The following is an 18135-nucleotide window of genomic DNA, read 5'->3' as shown; positions in this document are numbered from 1 at the left end:
ATAATCGACCTATGGATTACACACCTATCATGAGGGGAGCAATAGAGAATGAAAAAGACAAGAAAAGCGGCAATCGCCCTTATGGCGCTTGTTCTCGTATTGGTAATGGCCGCGTGCTCTGGCGGCAACGGAGGCAATAACGGGTCTTCGGGCAATGGCGGGTCAGGGACGGACGGCGGAACCGATAAGCCCGCAGGCAAAAAAGTAACGATCGAATACTGGCACACTTACAGCGACGCGGAAGAAATGGTGCTGACCGACAAAATCAAGCCGGCCTTCGAGGAAGCGTATCCGAACATCGAGCTGAAGCTGACGCGCATGCCTTATGAAGGGCTGAAGCAGCAAGTCATAGCCGGTGTAGCCGGCGATGCGGCGCCGGACCTGATGCGCATGGATATCGTATGGGTACCGGAATTTGCGGCACAGAACGCGCTGATGGAAGTGAGCAAGCTGGACGGCTTTGAGGAGCTGAAAGGGAGGGTATTTGAAGCTCCGATGGCCACGAATTATTTTAACAGCGGCTATTACGGCGTTCCGGTCAACACGAATACAAAGGTTGCGATCTACAACAAGGCGACGCTTGCGGAAGCGGGCCTGACAGAAGCGCCGAAGACGATGGATGAGCTGGTTGCGGCAGCGGAGACGCTGAAGGCGAAGGGCAAATACGGCATGGGCGTATCGGGCATTCATGCCTGGGGGCTCGCGCCATGGTTCTGGAGCTTGGGCGGTTCCATCACGAATGATGACTATACCAAAGCAGACGGGTATCTGAACAGCGAAGCCAGCGTAAAGGCTTTGCAAACCATTATGGATTGGAACAGCAAAGGGCTGGTGCTGCCAGTTATGCTTGGCGGCGAGCCGGGCACATGGGACGGCATCATTAGCGGCGAATATTTGATGAGCGATGACGGTCCTTGGTTCTACAGCACGAAGATTGCGGAGAAGGAAGCAACAGGCTTCGATCCGCTGGAGGAGACGGTAAGAGCGCTTATGCCGGCAGGAGACGGCGGCAGCCGTTCCGTCATCGGCGGCGAGAATCTGGTGATGTTCGCGAATTCCAAGCATCCGGAGGAAGCATGGACATTTGCAAAGTGGATGCTGACCGAAGAGCCGCAAAAAATTATGGCCGAAACAGGCCTCATCCCTTCCAATAAAGCAGCGGCAGATGCAATGAAATCGATGGACATTCCGTTCGTTGATACGTACGTAGAGCAGCTCGAGACGGCGCTGCCGCGCACGCCGATCCCGCAATGGGGCGAAGTGGAAGCGATTTTCAACCTGGCATTCGAAAAAGCGATTCGCGGCGAGTCTGAGCCGAAGGCTGCGCTGGACGAAGCGGTGAAGCAGATCGAAGCGATATTGAAATAAGCAGCATCGATGGAAAGGGTAACTTTGCGGGGCGGCTGCTTCGGCGAAGCCGCCCTTTCCTCCTTGCAACAACCAGACATTCTCTCAACCAGCGAAAGGAGGGCATCCGCTTATGCCCGATTCCGCATTAACGCCGGATACCAAGCAGCCGCCTCTGATGCGCAAAAGCAAGTTCAAGCTCGGCCTCAAGCAATGGCTGACCGTACTGCCTTTTGTCGCGATCGGCTTTATCGGCATCGCCGTATTCGTGATTTATCCCATGATCCGCAACATTATGATCAGCTTTCAGGATTACAGCATTATGCCGAATGCGGCGAATCCGTGGGTCGGCTTCGACAACTATACGAAGGTGTTCCAGGACCCGAACGACCGCTTCTTGATCGCGCTGCGCAACACGTTCCTGAACGTGGCGGCGACGGTGCCGGTCAACTGGTTTTTGGCAGTGTTTTTCGCCGTCCTGATCAACGCCAGGTTCGTCAAATTCAAAATTGCGTTCCGCACCATTTATTATTTGCCGATCGTCACATCGTGGATTATTATCGCGCTGCTGTTCAAATATTTGTTCGCAGACGGCGACGGCGGCTTTATCAATTTCATTCTTCATAAGCAATTAGGCATCATTGGCGAGCCGATTTCCTGGCGCAACAACTATTGGTCGGCCATGATCATGATCTGGCTGTTCCATATTTGGAAGACAGTCGGATGGGGCGTCGTCATCTATCTTGCGGCGCTGCAGGGCATACCGAAGGACCTGTATGAGGCAGCCGATATCGACGGGGCCAACGCGGGCCAGAAGTTTTGGAAAATAACCATTCCTCTTCTGAAGCCGATTACGCTCTTCATCGTCATCAATCTGATCAACGGAGCATTCGGATTTTTCCCGCAAGTCTACTTCATTACGCAGGGCGGACCGATGAACCAGACGCATGTTATCCCGAGCTTGATCTATATCGAAGCGTTCCAGAACCTGAAGTTTGGACCGGCTTCGGCTATGGGGGTCATGATGGGCGTGCTCGTCTTTATCCTGACGTATACGCAGATGAAAAAAATCGGAAGGCAGAGAATGTTCTAAGGAGGATCGCCTATGCAAACATCGCTAATCAACAAGATCGTCGTCTATGCGGTCATCATAACGGGCGCTCTTCTCTTCGTCTTCCCGTTCATCTATATGATCCTGACGACCTTCTTCCAGGGCACCAATACGCTGCCTAAGCCGGAGCAAGTATTTTCGGTCAAAGTCAACTTCGCCAACTACATTACCGTTTGGAACAAAAATAACTTCGTCAATTATTTCATGAACAGCGTGATCGTTACCTCGGTTGCTATGGTCGGCTCGCTCTTCCTGGGCGCGCTGACCGCATATGGTTTTGCGAGATTCACCTTCCCGGGCAAAGAGCTGGTCTTCCGGATCTTCCTGCTCACCATGTTCATTCCGGGCGTCATTAACATCATTCCGCAATTCGTCATCATCAAGGATATGGGACTCGTCAACACGTACAGCGGCTTATGGCTTGTCTATATTGCGGGCGGCGTCATCGGCAACGTCTTTTTCCTGCGCGGGTTTTTCGAGAGCATTCCGAAGGAGCTGGAGGAATCCGTTCTGATCGACGGCGGAGGCAACTGGCGCATCTTCTGGAACATCTACCTGCCGCAATCGCTGCCTGCGCTTGGCACGCTGGCGATCTTCATCTTCCAGGGCACGTGGGAGGAATATTTCCTGGCGCTCACGCTGATCAAGAGCGAGGCGATGCGTACGCTGCCAATCGCCATCCTGATGTTCAATGACAAATATTCAACCAATTACGGCCAAGTATTCGCAGCTTCAATGATTGCCCTGCTGCCAGTCATTTTGCTGTACATTACGTTCCAGAAGAAATTCGTGCAATCCGGCTACAATGAAGGCGGCGTTAAGGGTTAATCAAGCGCATCAGATACAACGAATCCAACAAACAAGGAGACCATCCATGCCTGGACATGTTTTTCGCAAAAAAACAGCGGCGGTCTGCGTCGGCATACTGTTAATCCCGGGTCTGCTGTCCGGGTGCCTCGCCGATAAGCCGGCCCTGGCGCCCGAGCAGGCAGGCGACGCCGGCTTGCTCGCCTATGTCACGACGGATAAGGCTAGGTACAGCCCCGGCGATCCGGTCAAGTATACGCTGTCGATGAATCCGTCGGAAGAAGGCGGCGATGTGATAATCCGCTATAAGCATCTCGATGAGACGGTAAGCGAGTCGACGGTGAAATGGGACGGAGCAGCTGCGGAGGTGCAGTGGGAATGGAAGCCGGAGTCTGCTGATTATAAGGGCTACATGGCAGAGATTTATTTGAGGCAGGGCAAAGAGATCGTCGATCATACGAACATTGCCGTCGATGTATCATCGGACTGGGGCAAGTTCCCAAGGTATGGCTACTTGGCCGACTTTATGACGATGGATGCGGGTGAGCAGGAGAATACGATCGAACGGCTTAATCGCTTCCGCATTAACGGCATTCAGTTCTACGACTGGCAGTGGAAGCATCATATTCCGCTGAAGCTTGACGGCGACAAGCCGGCAAGCCAGTGGCCGGAGATTGCCAATCGTCTCGTATCCTATGATACGGTGAAGAATTATATCGATCTGGCCCATAGCCGGAATATGAAGGCGATGAACTATAATCTGCTCTTCGGCGCATTTGAAGATGCGGAGCAGGACGGCGTGAAGCGGGAATGGGGCTTGTTCAAAGACCCGCTGCTGACAAGCCAGGACCGCCATCCGCTGCCGGAGAGCTGGGCCAGCGACATTATGCTGATGAACCCGGCGAATGAGGAATGGCAGAAGTATTTGTTCGCGAAGGAGAAGGATGCGTTCAAGCATCTGCCGTTCGACGGCTGGCATGTCGACCAGCTTGGCGACCGCGGCGTGCTGTATGACGGCAATGCCGGCAAGCTCAACTTGCCGGAGACGTACGTGCCATTCATGAATGCGGCCAAGAAAGCGATTGATGTCGATTATGTCATGAACGCCGTAGGCCAGTTCGGCCAGAGCTATATTGCGAAGACGCCCGTCAAGTTCCTGTATACGGAGGTATGGGACGCTCACCCGCAATACCGCAATTTGAAGGAAATTGTAGACCAGAACTTGAAGTACAGCGCGGGGTCGTTGAATACGGTATTCGCGGCTTACATGAACTACGACCATGCCGACTCCAGAGGGGAATTCAATACGCCGGGCGTCCTGTTGACGAACGCCGTAATCTTCGCCTCCGGGGGCTCCCATCTGGAGCTGGGCGAAAACATGCTGGCCAAGGAATATTTTCCGAACCGCAATCTGAGCATACCGGATGAGCTGGAGACTTCGCTGGTCTCCTATTACGATTTCTTGACCGCCTACCAAAATCTGCTGCGCGACGGAACTGCCGACAAGGAGCTGGATGCTGCAGCGGCAGAGGGAACTGAGCTGTCAGCTATGCCGGAGCGCGGCAAAGTATGGAGCTTTGCCAAGGAAGCGCAAGGCCGCACCATGCTGCATCTTATCAATTTCACCGACGCGACGACGATGGAATGGCAGGACAACAAGGCGTCGCAGGCCGAGCCAAAGGAAATTGCGGACATCAAGCTGACGGTGAAGGCGGACGGCAAGGTGAAGAAGGTATGGACTGCTTCGCCGGATCATTACGGCGGCTCGGCTGTCGGCCTGGACTTCACGCAGAAGGATGGCGAACTGACGGTAACGCTGCCTAAGCTGAAGTATTGGAATATGGTTGTTCTGGAATATTAATGTAATCAAAGGCGCCCTGTCGGGGCGTCTTTGCGGCGCCTTCGGACAAATGCCACTTCAGCGTTGTATACTAAGGCAACAAAGGGGGGGAGAAGCATGACCGAGAAATTGCGGAAGCGGCTGCGCATGTCGTTTACGACCAAGATGATTATGGCGTTTGTTCTCGTTATTCTAATCCCGACGCTGTTCACCAGCTTCTCCTTCTATGTCGTGTCCAACTCTACGGTCAAGCAAAACGTGCGCGAAGCCTCCGTTCAAATCGCCAAGCAAGGCGCCGATTCGTTGTCGTTTATATTGAATGCGGGCAGCGACGTGTCCGATATGATCTATATCGATCCCAGAGTGCGGCATGTGATTGCGAATCAGCCGGCAAGCGGCGCGGATTTGCTGCTGTGGCGGGAGAACGAGGAATATATGAAAAGCTTTTTGAACAATATCGTCTACTCCAGCTCCTTCGTCAATATCGTATATGTGCTTAAGGATCACGAGACGGGCTGGGGCAGCGGCACATTTTCCCGCATCAAGCTTGCGCGTTACTACGTGCAGGAGCAGCCTTGGGCGAAGCAGGCGGAAGGGCTGGAGGGCGGTCTCGTCTGGAATGAGATCCGGGCGGACCAGCTGAGCAGCGGCGGCGACAATACGGAGCTTGTTCTTCCCATCGGGCGGGCAGTCAAAGACTATACGAGCGGCGAGACGATCGGATATATTCTTGTTAATCTCAATGGCCGGAAGGTGATCGATAAGATCGATGAGATGCGGCTGGGCGAAACGGGCGGCTTTCTGGTCGTCAACGAAGCGGGCCGGATTATGGTCGCTTCCGAGACGGAGCGGATAGGGAAGACGGTAGGGAATGGCGAGCTGCTCGGCCATATCATGGATGATCCCCATATCGAGTTTGAATTCAAGCATGACGAGGTGCCTTATTACGGCGTGAAGCAGACGCTTAGCAACGGCTGGCTGCTTGTCGGCACTGTGCCGGTGCATGAAATTACAGATCGGCTCAGTGCGCTGCATCGCAATATTTTGCTTTCATTTGGTGTTTTCACCTTGCTTGGCATAGGTGTGGGATTAGTTATCGCAAGCCGGGTTACGCAGCCAGTCAAACGTCTTACCCGCGGCATGCGCCAAGTGCAGAAAGGCGATTTGACGGTAAGGACGGATGTGGATACCAACGATGAGTTCGGCCTAATGAGCCATCAGTTCAATAAAATGATCGGCGACATCAATGTGCTGATGCAGCAGGTGACGGAGGAGCAGCGGCTGAAGCAGGAGGCGGAGCTGCGGGCGGCCGTGCATCGGATCAACCCTCATTTTCTGTTCAATACGCTGGGCACGATTCGTTGGCTGATCAAATACGGCCAGTCCGAGCGGGCATACGAGGGCATATCGGCGCTGACCAGGCTGCTTGAAGCGAATATGGGACGCAAGGGCAACTTTGTGACGATCGCCGAAGAGCTGGATATTATCGAAAAATATTTGGTTATTCTGGAGATGCGCTATAACCGGCAATTCCGGCTGACGATCCGCAGCGATGATGAGGCGGCGAAGCTGCTGGTGCCAAGAATGCTTATTCAGCCGCTGGTCGAAAATGCGATATTCCACGGCATTGTGCCAAAGGATAGCGATGGCGACATCGAGATCGAGGTGGCGCGAGAGGGTGAAGCAACGGTCATTACGGTAACGGATGACGGCATCGGTCTGCTGCCCGGCAAGGAGAAAGTGCAGGAATCGGTCGAGCGGGCGGTCAAAGACGGCGATACCGGCATCGGCTTGCAGCATGTCTACGAGTGTACGCGGCTTTACTTCGGCAGAGGCTCGGGCGTATCGATCCAGGCACGGGAGGAAGGCGGCACGCTGGCGAGGATTGTGCTGGTCCCGGATGGGAAAGGCTGATTTTTTGCAATCGGGTGAAGCTAGGCGAAGCGGCGGTCAGAGAGGAGGAGCATCATGTGGAGAGCCATCATTGTAGATGACGAGCCCATCATAAGGTTTGGGATCAAGGCATCCCTCGATTGGAGCCGGGAAGGGATCGAGCTGGCGGGCGATTGCGCCAACGGTGCGGAGGCGCTGCAGCTGATTGAGGAGGAGCCGGTCGACCTGCTGATCACCGACATCAAGATGCCGGTCATGGACGGTCTGGCCTTGACGAAGCGGGTGCTGGAGCTGCATCCTGCGACTAAGGTAATATTGGTGAGCAGCCATAACGATTTCGAATATGTTCGGGAAGGCCTCAGGCTGGGCGTAGCCGACTATATCCTGAAGCATACCTTGGAGTCGGAGGATCTGCAGCAGGTGGTTCGGCGCTGTCTGGCGATGCTGGAGAAAGAAGAGCGGTCAAAGGATCTTCGTCCAGGCACGGACGGTGAAGAGGCGGCGCGCCAGCGCAAGCGCTGGGAAGGGGAGCTCAAGCGCCTGTTGCTCCAGCAGCGCGGATTGCTTGCAGGCGGCGAGTTTCCTGCCTGGGTTGCTGGCGATTATTGGGGACTGGCGATTGTGCTGAACGGGGTGTCTGCCATTGAAGAGCAGCAGGGCTATTTGTTCAAGTCCGTGCTGCTGGAGCAATTGACGGATGCGGTGTATGCTGCGGAGCCTGAAGGCATAAGCGTGCAGACGGGAGAGCATGAGCTGTTCCTCTTGCTGCCTGCCGCATCTGGCGATGATGCGGGACAACGGCTTGCGGAACTGAAAGCGAGGATGGAGGAAGAGGTCGGGGCAAGCGTCACGATTGGATATACCTGGGGACGCGGTGCGGCTGCGATCCGCGAGACGTTCGAGCACGGGAAGTTGGCTTCGGACCGCGGTTTTTTCTGGGGGAGCGGCATTTACCGCTACCAGCTCTCGGACGCCGAAAGGCGTGAAGGCTTGCGGCTTCCGGTATTGTACCGGGCGAATGAAGGTGTAAGCGACGACAGGCTGGCGGAGATGCTTGAAGAATGGCGAGCCGACTGGCAGCAGGGCGGCTGTCCGCCGCTTGCGCTGAAGGAAGAGGCGAGCCGGGTGCTCTCAATCATGTTCAAGCAGCAAGCGGATCCTTATGCTCTGGTCGAGTCCTTCGACCGGCTGTTCAAGACCGAATCGCTTGGGGAGCTGTGCACCGCGCTGCAATCCGGCATTAGCGAGCTGCGCAAGGCGCGTATCGCGGGTTTCGATGCGCCGGGCTCTCACCATCCGATCGACAAGGCGCTCGAATATATTCGCGGGCATTACCTGGAATCGATGACGCTTCAGCAGGTAGCCGATTATGTGCATGTGAGCAAAAACTATTTTTCGATCCTGTTCAAGAAGGTAACCGGACAGAACTTTATCGACTATGTCATTACGCTGCGCGTGCAGCGGGCGAAGGAGCTGCTTGGCGGCACGGAGCTGAAGGTATACGAGGTGGCGGAGCAATCCGGCTTCAACGATGTAAAATATTTCAGCAAGCTGTTCAAGAAGCTGACCGGCTGCTCGCCGATGGAGTACCGCGAGCGATTGGCGCTTCCCGCGAGCTCATTGACGCGAGAGGAGGAGCCGTCATGAGGCGGGCCGCTTCGCGGTGGTTCTCTGCTTTGGTGCTCCTTCTTATGCTGCCGGGCTGCTTGGGCAATTCCATCATCGACGATCCGGATTCGGTGAAGCGGCTTGGCGAGGAGCCCCAGAAGCGGATTGTCATTTGGCATACGTACAGCGACGAGGAGACGCTTCTGTTCGAGAAAGAGATTTTGCCTGCATTCGAGGCGGAGCATCCCGGCATTCTCATTGAATCCGTCAGGCAGACGCATAACCAGGAATATCACGCTGCGCTGCTTGCGCGCGCTTCGGCAGGCAAGACGCCCGACATTATTCGGATGGACTACACCTGGATTCCGGTCTTTGCGCAAAGAGGGCTGCTGCATCCCATCGAGACGATGCCGATGTTCGAGGAAGTGTCGGAGCAGCTGCGCGGCAAAATGCTGGACACCAACCGCTACGGGGACCACGTATACGGCCTGCCGCTGAATGTCACGACCAAAGCGGCTGTGTATAATATGAGGCTGCTAGAGAAGCTTCAGGTGTTGAAGCCGCCTGCCTCTTTTGCGGAGCTTGCCGCTCTGGCGGAGGACAACGGGTATTCGCTGGGCATGTCGGGCATTGAACTGTGGAACAGTCTGCCGTATTTTTTTGCCGCAGGGGGACAGCTTGCGGATGAGGCGTTTACCCGGACGGAAGGGTATTTCAACAGCGAACGGAGCATCGCGGCGATGGAAGAGCTGCTCCGAATGTTCCGTGAGGGCGTCCTTAATCCCCAACTGCTGGAGACCGGCGCGGATTTGTGGCGGGAGGTATATTTGTCGCAGCGCTTTCTTATGATGGACGAGGGGCCTTGGTACTACAGCATTCTGCTCAATAGCGCGGGGGTAGACGTTAATTTGCTGGAGCGCACGAAGCCTGCGCCGTTCCCGAGCGGGGGTGAGTATCGCTCCATCATAGGCGGCGAAAATCTGGTTATGACCAAAAGCGCCAGAAACAAGCCGGAGGCATGGATCTTTATGAGCTGGATGACCCGCAAGGATACGCAGCTGAAGCTGATGGAAGCGGGATTGATTCCCGTTAATACAGAAGCGTTCGATGAGGGCAAAGCCTCTGACCTTCCGGTCAATCGATATCTTGCGCCCTATATGGAGGGCATCCAGGATGCTTTTTACCGGCCGTCGATTCCGCAGTGGAACGAGATCGAGAAGCTGTACGACACGGCTATGGAGGACCTGTTCATTCGCGGCAAAGATGTCAAAGCAACGTTGGATGAAACTGCGCGGAAGATGGATGCGCTGCTAGGCTCGTCGTAGAGTATGCGGCATGAGGGAACAGCGGTTGACCGAGAGCGTGGCTCCGGTTAACCGCTTTTTGATGTGTGTGTTTGTGCAAGGCAACTGGTGCATCAGGGGAGCTGGAGGGGGATGGAAGAGTAATAAAAGGTTTAATGCGCGAGAAGTGTGATTGGCGGGGGATAGTGGTATAGGGGGCGCTTAAGTGTGCGAGACGGGTGGGTTTTAGGTGTCTAGCGGTGTCAGGCGTGCTTAGAAGAGTGAAACGGTTGTGTTTGAGGCGTCTAGCGGTGCCAGGAGTGCTTAGAAGAGGGAAATGGGTGTGTTCGAGCCGTCTAGCGGTGCCAGGCGTGCTTAGAAGTGTGAAAGAGTTGTGTTTGGGCGTCTAGCGGTGCCAGGCGTGCTTAGAAGAGTGAAACCGGGTTTTTTGAGTGTCTAGCGGTGCCAGGAGTGCTTAGAAGAGTGAAACGGGGTTTTTTGAGTGTCTAGCGGTGCCAGGAGTGCTTAGAAGTGCGAAACCAGGGTTTTTGGGCGTCGAGCGGTGCCAGGAGTGCTTAGAAGAGCGAAACGGGTGTGTTTGGGGCGTCGAGCGGTGCCAGGCGTACTTAGAAGTGCGAAACGGGTGAGTTTGAGCGTCTAGTGACGCAAGGAGCGCTTAGAAGTGTGAATCAAGTGTGTTTGGGCGTCTAGCGGTGCCAGGAGTGCTTAGAAGTGCGAAACGTGCGGGTTTGAGTCGCCTAGCGGTGCCAGGAGTGCTTAGAAGTGCGAAACGGTTGTGTTTGGGCGTCTAACGGTGCTAGGAGTGCTTAGAAGAGCGAAACGGGTGAGTTTGAGCGTCTAGTGACGCAAGGAGCGCTTAGAAGTGTGAATCAAGTGTGTTTGGGCGTCTAGTGACGCTAGGAGTGCTTGGAAGTGCGAAACGGTTGTGTTTGAGTGTCTAGTGACGCAAGGAGTGCTTAGAAGTGCGAAACCAGGGTTTTTGGGCGTCTAGCGGTGCCAAGAGTGCTTAGAAGATTGAAACGGGTGTGTTTGAGGAGATTAGTTGTGCAAGAAACGCTTAATTGTGTGCGGCGTGGCAACTATTAGCTTTTGCCAGATAATAATAGCTTTGCATGGAGGTGTCCTCCATGCAAAGCTGCCGGGAACGACAGGTTAGGACCGGGCAGTCGCTCCGTGGCGGAATTGTTTTTCAGGAAGCAAAGCGTGATTGTGTCGCCAGGCTCAGCAGGAAGGCAAGCCGCTTTAGCTTCATTCCAGCGAACATGATCCGTACCTCCTAGAGGGAAATTGCCGGCAAAGCGGCGTTTTGCGCGGGCAGCCGTTCCGTAGCGGAGCCGTTCCGGATATAGCCGACACGCACCGTCTGGCCCGAGCTAGCGCCGATCGAAGTAAGCGGCAGTCCGATCTCGACGACAGAAGCGTTTTTGGCATATTGTCCGGTCCCGAGCGTGGCGACCTGGCTCCAGGACCAGCTGTTGCCGCTGCCGGTGTACTGATACAGAACGTTGTTCTCCAGCAAATAATCGGCGCCGCTGCTAGGCCAGCCCGTCGCATTATAGCCGGTAGCCGTATTGTTGTCGGCGTTGATGTAGAATGCGCCTGTATCGGTCAGTCCGCTGCCCTGGACCAGGAGGTACAGGTTATTGCCTGAGCTCAAGCCCTTCAAAGCGGCGACGGAGCTGCTGCCGCTGGCAATCGCCGCAACACTGCTCCAATCCGATGCCGAGCCGTCTACGGTAATGGCCGGAGGCGTGACTCCGCCGCCGGACGTCACGTTCAGCGTGCTGATCGGGAACGAGCCGTCGCTGAGCCGGCCTACGTTGGCGAAATCAACGGCTGGCGCGTTCGTGGCCGGGTCAAGAATAGCCGCAGCTACGGTATAGCTGCCGGCCGGGAGGCCGGATGGAATGGCGATCGACGCGTTATGCGTGTATGTGCCGGTCTTCCAGTTTTTAAGCTGAATCGAGGTTGTCGCCTTGGCATGGATCGTAGAACCGCTGCGGATTTGCAGCTCGACCGGCCAGTTGAACGGGAAGTGCTGAACGCCTTTGTTCTCGACCGTCAGCGCGACGGGCAGGGTGCCGCCTTGCGGGGCTGAAGCGTCATGCACGGCTTGCTTGATTACAAAGTGGTAGCCCATCCGCTTCTCCAGCGCATCCATGTTCGCCTGGTACGGATTGCCGATCGCGTATGACGCCGGCGAATTGGGGCCAAGCCAGCTTGGTTTGCTAAGCTCCAGCTGGCGCATCGTCTCGTTGAAGCCCGCGCCGCTTGTCAGGCTGGCCTGCAGCCCGGACGCGCCGCCGTAGAACTCGCCTGCGGAGATCGCGTTGTTCCAGAAATTCGCATAGGCCGGCTGCTGTTGTCCGATATCGTCCCAATAGCCGTTCTGGGTGCCGGTGTACCAGCCCCATGACGAATCGAAGCTAGGCTGGTCGCCGAACATGTCGTTGAACATGCCAAGCTGGTTGTTCACGGCCAGCTGTACGCTGCGGCGGATCATCACCTGGATGCGGTCGGTTTTATTTTGAAATGCGGATATATAGTGCTGGATGTATTGGTTGGATATCGAGTTCGGAGGGAAGACGCCGGTATAATTCTGCTCATTGTTCGGGCCGACATAGGGCCAGCTGTGAAATTCGCCCCAATGGCCGAGAGAGCCGATCTGGACAAAAGCGATAGGGGCGTCCTGCGTATAATAGCGGTTCGCGATAGCATTGATGAGGAGCTGGTGGCGCGCGATGAGGTAGGGTGAGCTGTAGTTAGGCGCAAACCCGGTGTTGTTGCCGGTTCCCATGCCGCCGGTATTATCCTGGTAAGGCTTGCCCGCTGTTCCTTCCTGGGCAATCATATCGTTGTACAGCCAGTCCGGAATATCGCGATGGGCCACGCCGGAAGGACTGTCGAGCAGCAGGCGGAACACGATGCGTACGCCTTGGCTTCTCCAGTAGCTGAATTTGTATTTGGCTTCGATGCCCGCCCAGTCGTATACGCCTTTGGTTGGCTCAAGCTCTTTCCAGGTGACCCCGGCATATACCAGCTTGTGCGACTGCGCGTATGGACCGCCTTCGGCCCGCGGCGCCCAGCCCTTGAACGGGTTGTTCAGCGGACTGTTCAGCTCGGCGGGGTAAAAGGTGGCGGCTTTCGCGGCAGGAGCCATTCCGCCCAGGCTGCCGAATGCCAGCAGCAAGGCTAGCAGCAGCCGGGCATACGCCTTGAGCGGATGCCGCGTTTGCTCATGCAATGCGGGTGAGGATGAATTCATTTGATCCATGAAGCACCTCCGATATTGTATTTGGCGCAAATTTTCTTGAATTTGCGGTTCCAGTAGAGATTATAAGTGGCGGTCTGAGCGTTTGTAAATCCCCTATTTATCTTAATTTTTTCAGCGGCGGGCAAATTCACGCCTATAAAAAACGGTTTTATTTTTTTGGATTGACAAAGAAACATCAGGCAACTTATGCTATTTTTGCGTAATATTTGCGCCAAATTTATCGAAATTTGAAAGGGGGATTTGCCATGAGGTCCAAGAAATTATCGATAGCTCTTACTGTTTTTCTGTTGGCAGGGCTGTTTCACATCCCGGGATTGTCCGCGCAGGGCGCGGGCGGGAGCGGGAGCCGTATAACGCCACCGTTTGCGGGTACGCCGCAGGAATGGGAGAGCATCGCTTATGACGAGGCGGCAGCGGCTAATGGGCTGTTAAGTCTGAAAGCGCTTCAAACGGGTGATTCGCTGCATGTAGCGGTAAAAGGGAATTCAGTGTCCGAAGGAGGCGTGCTGTACATCGACAGCGACAATGATGCGTACACTGGCTGGAGCTCCGGGCTGTGGAGCAATGGCGGAGGCATTGACTACAAGGTGTCGGACGGAGGGCTGTACCGTTACGATAGCGTGGATTGGACGCCCGTCTCGCCGGCAGCCTTGGCTTATGAGGAAGGCTTCGCCGAATTCGGCATTAGCCTGTCCGAGCTTGGACTCGCCGCATCCGGCAAGCTGAGGGTCGGTTATGTCGAGGACGGGGCGAGCATGCTGCCGGAGATGGGAGGAGCCATGCTGACCGTAGAGGCTGCAGCAGGAGGGGTGCCAGCAAGCGAGGGCAGAGCGATTGCCGTCGACGGAGATCCTGCTGATTGGGCAGGAGCGTCCCCGCTTGCGGTGACGGCCGACGGATCCACGACCATTAAGGCCAACATCTACGATCGGACGCTGTATATGCTGATCGAAGGGCAGGTTGACACGAATGAATTTGCGGACGGGCTGTGGGAGCATATTCTGATCGATACCGATCGCAATCCTGCGACCGGCAGCGTCTCATGGGCATGGGCGAATACGCTTGGCGCGGATTTCCTTGTGCAATCGGGTTCGCTGTTCAAGAGCTCGGCTGACGGCGGCTGGAGCTGGGACGACACGGGCACAGCGTTCGATTATGCCCGTTCCGGCACCGGCGCGGGCAAAGTGATCGAGTGGGCGGTCCCGCTGGAGGCGCTGGGACTGGAGGAGCCGACTTCGATTCATGTCGCTTTTCTGTCCAACACGCTGGCGGCGCCTGATGCTGCAGGCGATCCCGCTTATGTGCAAGTTCCGCTGTCCATAGCTGTCGAAGCGGACGGCGATCCTTCGGAGTGGGCAGGTGTGGAGCAGCTGGCGGCATCTGAGGGCGATTCCACCAAGATCTATGCCCATGTATCGGGCGGCTCGCTTCATATGCTGATCAGAGGGGCGATCGATACGAATGAATTTGCCGATGGCATATGGGAGCATATTCTGATCGATGCCGACCGCAATCCGGCGACAGGCAGCGTCTCATGGGCATGGGCGAATACGCTTGGCGCGGAGTATCTGGTCCAATTCGGCCTTCTCTATGAAAGCACCGCGGATGGCGGCTGGGCATGGAACGATACCGGTACAGCATTCGATTACGCCCGCGCAGGCACAGGCGCGGACAAGATTATCGAATGGAGCATCCCGTTAAGTGTACTTGGCCTATCGGATGCGGATGGCATTAATGTGGCGTTCCTGTCTAATACACAGGCGGCGCCTGATACCGCAGGCGATCCGGCCGCCATCGCGCTGAAAGCAACTACGGCGGAAATTGTGGTAGACGGACAGGAGGATGATTGGGCGGATATTGCAATTGGCGCGTCTCCTTCCGGCTTCGTCACCAAGCTGCGGGCGGTGCGCGACGACCGTAAGCTGTATACACTTGTGTCAGGCAATCAGCTGAATCTTGACAATGACTATTTCCTGGACAGCGACGGCAATGCCGCAACCGGCTACTCAAGCGAGCGCTGGCCGGACGCCGGCATGGACTACAAAGTGAGTGGAGGCATATTATACGCTTACGACGAAGGCGAATGGGAGGCGCGCGGCCCTGTCTATACGAACGTGACAAGCGAAACGGCCGAGATGTACTTGTATTTGTCCGATATCGGCGCGACGGCGAACAGCGGCATCAAGATTGGCTACGTGGGCCGAAATGCGCTGCCGCTCCCGCTTGCCGGCGATTCGGCGCTGGCGGTCGACAGCACAATCGCTCATCCGGGCGGGCAAGGTATGTTCTTTCCCAAGGAATCGTTCGAGGTGCTGAACAATCCGTACGCTGGCTGGGTGCCGTGGGCGAAGGACAAAAGTAAGCCGGACGGCGAAAGCTACGCGCAGCCGCATAGTCTTGTCTATGCAGGCGTCTCCTGGAGGGAGCTGGAGCCGGTGCGCGGGCAGTTCGACTGGGCGGGCGTCGAGGAGAAATACCAGTTCGACTTCTGGGCGCAGTCGGGCAAACGGGTCAATCTGCGGATCGTGCTTGATCTTCCGACCTCAGACCCTGCGCATTTGGACATCCCGGACTGGCTGTATGATAGTCTGGCGGATGAAGGCGATGCGGGGGTATGGTATAACACCGTGGAGATTGGCGCCGGCTTCAGTCCGAACTACAACAGCGAGCTGCTGCTCGAAGAGCATGAGCGTTTGATTGCAGCGGTAGCGGAGCGCTACAACAACGATCCGCGCATTGCATATATCCAGCTCGGGAGCCTTGGGCATTGGGGCGAATGGCATACATGGCCGGCAGGCTCCGGCGTGTTCCCGAATTTGAGCGTATCGGATCAATATGTCGGACATTATCTGGCCTATTTTACAGACAAAAAGATCGGCATGAGAAAACCGTTCCCGATTGCAAACGAGCATAACCTGGGTCTGTTCAACGACGTGTTCGGCATCAAGTCTTCGACCAATGAATGGCTGGGCTGGTCGAAGAACGGCTGGGCAGGCATCGGCGAATTTGTCGATGCGGGCGACGATCCTGCCGAGAAGCAGGCAGCTTCCGCAATGCCTGATTTCTGGAAGCATTCGTTCTCCGGTGGAGAGTTCGCCGAAGGCAATCCGGCCAAGTGGCTGAGGGACGATGCCATTATGGAGACGCTGCGTCAAACGCGCGAAAGCCACACGTCGTGGCTGGGACCAGCTGCGCCAAGCGATATTCCGCTTGGCTCGGAGCTGCAGCGCAACATCGATGCGATGCACAAGCTGATGGGCTACCGCTTTGTGCTGGAAGCGGCAAAGCTGACCGGCTCCGCAGTCCCGGGCGGAGAGCTTAACCTGTCGATGCTGTGGAACAACAAAGGGGTGGCGCCTTTCTACTTCGATTGGCCGCTCGAGCTTCGACTGGTCGATAATAACGGTCAGGTTGCAGCTAAAGCAACAGCAGAGAACTCAGATATTAGACAATGGCTGCCGGGAAGAACAGAAGCTTCCGCCAGCCTCAAGCTGCCTGGTGGCTTGGCTGCAGGCAGCTATGCTTTGAATGTCGCGATTCTCGATCCCGAGACGGGAGAGCCGGGCATTCGTCTGGCGAACGAAGGCAGAGAAGCGGATGGCAGCTATCGGATCGGCCAGATCCAGGTTGCGGGCAGCGGGTCAGGCTCCGGCGGGGGAGGCGGCGGGAGTGTGGCGCCTCCGCCTGACGAGCAGCATGTCGATTCGCCTGCCCTGTCCGGCGAGAACAAATTGGCCATTGTTATCTCCGAAGGCAAATCGAAGGTCATCGTGCCGCTGACCGTATGGAGCGGGAAGGAGCAATATGCGCTTGAGCTGCATGGAGACGGCTTTGCGGCAGAGCTGCCGGCAGAGCTGATCGCCCAGCTTCGGGAGCTGGCTGACGGTGATTCCGAGGCCAAGCTGCTGTTCCAGTTCCGCCAGGAGAACGGCGCGGACTGGGCGGCTGCCGGAGAGAAGGAGCATGCCAGTCTCCATGAGCTTAGCCGGACACTTGTATTCGGCTTGTCTCTGCAGAAGGGTAGCGGAGAGCGGGTCGAATTAGGCGAGTTTGCCGCGCCTGTGCGGTTGGAGCTGGCACAATCCGTGCCTTCTGCGGACGCTGGCGCGTTGTCCGGTGTATACCGATTTGCTGACGGGACGATCAGCTATGAGGGCGGGACTTTCAAGGATGGCAGATGGACGTTCGAAGCGAATGCGTCCGGCACGTACGCTGCGCTGCTCTATGACAAGCGGTTTGCGGATATGCCGCAAAGCCATTGGGCGCTTGACGCCGTGAAGCGGCTTGCGGCGAAAGGCATCGTCAAAGGCGCGACAGCAGAGACGTTTGCGCCTGCTCAGCCGGTCACGCGGGCGGAGTTCGCTGCGTGGATTGCCAGCGCTCTCGGCCTTGCAGAAACGGCAAGAACGTCATTTGGCGATGTTGACGAGGGCGCTTGGTATCGCGGCCATGTATCAGCCTTGCAGGCAGCCGGAATTCTATCCGGCAAAGCCGACGGCCGCTTCGAGCCGAATGCTTACATTACGCGCGAAGAGATCGCCGTGATAGTCGTTCGTTCGCTTAATTATTTGGATATAAATTTGGCGCAAAAAAATCCTTCAGATTCATTCGCAGATGCAAACTTGATTAGCGATTGGGCGCTTGATGCCGTCCGGTTGCTGGCGGATGCCGGGTATATGCGCGGTTATCCGGATGAAAGCTTCAGACCCGTGAAGGGGGCGACAAGAGCGGAAGCTGCGCAATTGCTGCAGTATTTTCTGCCTTGATACGCGGGAAAGGCAGGCCGCTGGGCCTGCCTTTTTCATGCGCATTAGCGGTTTTGGACCGTACCGGCTGTAGACCTGAGCATCTCCTGTTTGCCTAACATAACAGCAAAAAATGAACCCAAATCGCAAGCAAAAAGTCGTTGACAAGGAAGCCCGTTTGGATTACTATTTAAGTAATATTTGGC

The 18135-nt window shown here is 56.1% G+C and carries 9 protein-coding genes; 8 read left to right on the top strand and 1 reads right to left on the bottom strand.

Features of this window, described 5'->3' with window-relative positions; all coding sequences use genetic code 11:
• Positions 1 to 48: 48 nt before the first annotated feature.
• From D3P09_RS15300 to D3P09_RS15270, 7 genes are all read left to right on the top strand, one after another.
• Entirely contained in the window at positions 49 to 1368 is a 1320-nt protein-coding gene (locus tag D3P09_RS15300) for an extracellular solute-binding protein (protein WP_120111677.1), read from the top strand.
• 112 nt (positions 1369 to 1480) lie between these two features.
• Positions 1481 to 2440: a carbohydrate ABC transporter permease gene (locus tag D3P09_RS15295; protein WP_207892500.1), complete on the top strand. Its 960-nt coding sequence runs from the start codon at positions 1481 to 1483 to the stop codon at positions 2438 to 2440.
• 12 nt (positions 2441 to 2452) lie between these two features.
• Entirely contained in the window at positions 2453 to 3286 is an 834-nt protein-coding gene (locus tag D3P09_RS15290) for a carbohydrate ABC transporter permease (protein WP_120111675.1), read from the top strand.
• Positions 3287 to 3332: 46 nt separating this feature from the next.
• Positions 3333 to 5126, top strand: coding sequence for a glycoside hydrolase family 66 protein (locus tag D3P09_RS15285; protein WP_120111673.1), 1794 nt, complete (start codon positions 3333 to 3335; stop codon positions 5124 to 5126).
• Between the two features lie 96 nt (positions 5127 to 5222).
• Positions 5223 to 7019, top strand: coding sequence for a sensor histidine kinase (locus D3P09_RS15280; protein ID WP_120111671.1), 1797 nt, complete (start codon positions 5223 to 5225; stop codon positions 7017 to 7019).
• Between the two features lie 54 nt (positions 7020 to 7073).
• Positions 7074 to 8645: a response regulator transcription factor gene (locus D3P09_RS15275; protein ID WP_120111669.1), complete on the top strand. Its 1572-nt coding sequence runs from the start codon at positions 7074 to 7076 to the stop codon at positions 8643 to 8645.
• Entirely contained in the window at positions 8642 to 9931 is a 1290-nt protein-coding gene (locus D3P09_RS15270; RefSeq protein WP_120111667.1) for an extracellular solute-binding protein, read from the top strand. The genes D3P09_RS15275 and D3P09_RS15270 overlap by 4 nt, the downstream gene beginning before the upstream one ends.
• Positions 9932 to 11186: 1255 nt before the next feature.
• On the opposite strand, the gene D3P09_RS15265 is transcribed toward D3P09_RS15270, so the two are convergent.
• Positions 11187 to 13184 carry a DUF4832 domain-containing protein gene (locus D3P09_RS15265; protein WP_120111664.1) on the bottom strand — a complete coding sequence of 666 codons (1998 nt, stop codon included), beginning with the start codon at positions 13182 to 13184 and terminating at the stop codon, positions 11187 to 11189.
• 245 nt (positions 13185 to 13429) lie between these two features.
• On the opposite strand from D3P09_RS15265, the gene D3P09_RS15260 reads away from it, so the two are divergent.
• Complete coding sequence (locus tag D3P09_RS15260; protein WP_120111663.1) at positions 13430 to 17950, top strand: S-layer homology domain-containing protein; 4521 nt, start codon at positions 13430 to 13432, stop codon at positions 17948 to 17950.
• The last annotated feature ends 185 nt before the right edge of the window (positions 17951 to 18135 follow it).

The organism is Paenibacillus pinisoli (genome assembly GCF_003605435.1).
Taxonomy (GTDB): Bacteria; Bacillota; Bacilli; order Paenibacillales; family Paenibacillaceae; genus Pristimantibacillus; species Pristimantibacillus pinisoli.
The sequence above is the reverse complement of the archived record's forward strand: the minus strand, read 5'-3'. Positions and strand labels throughout refer to the sequence as shown.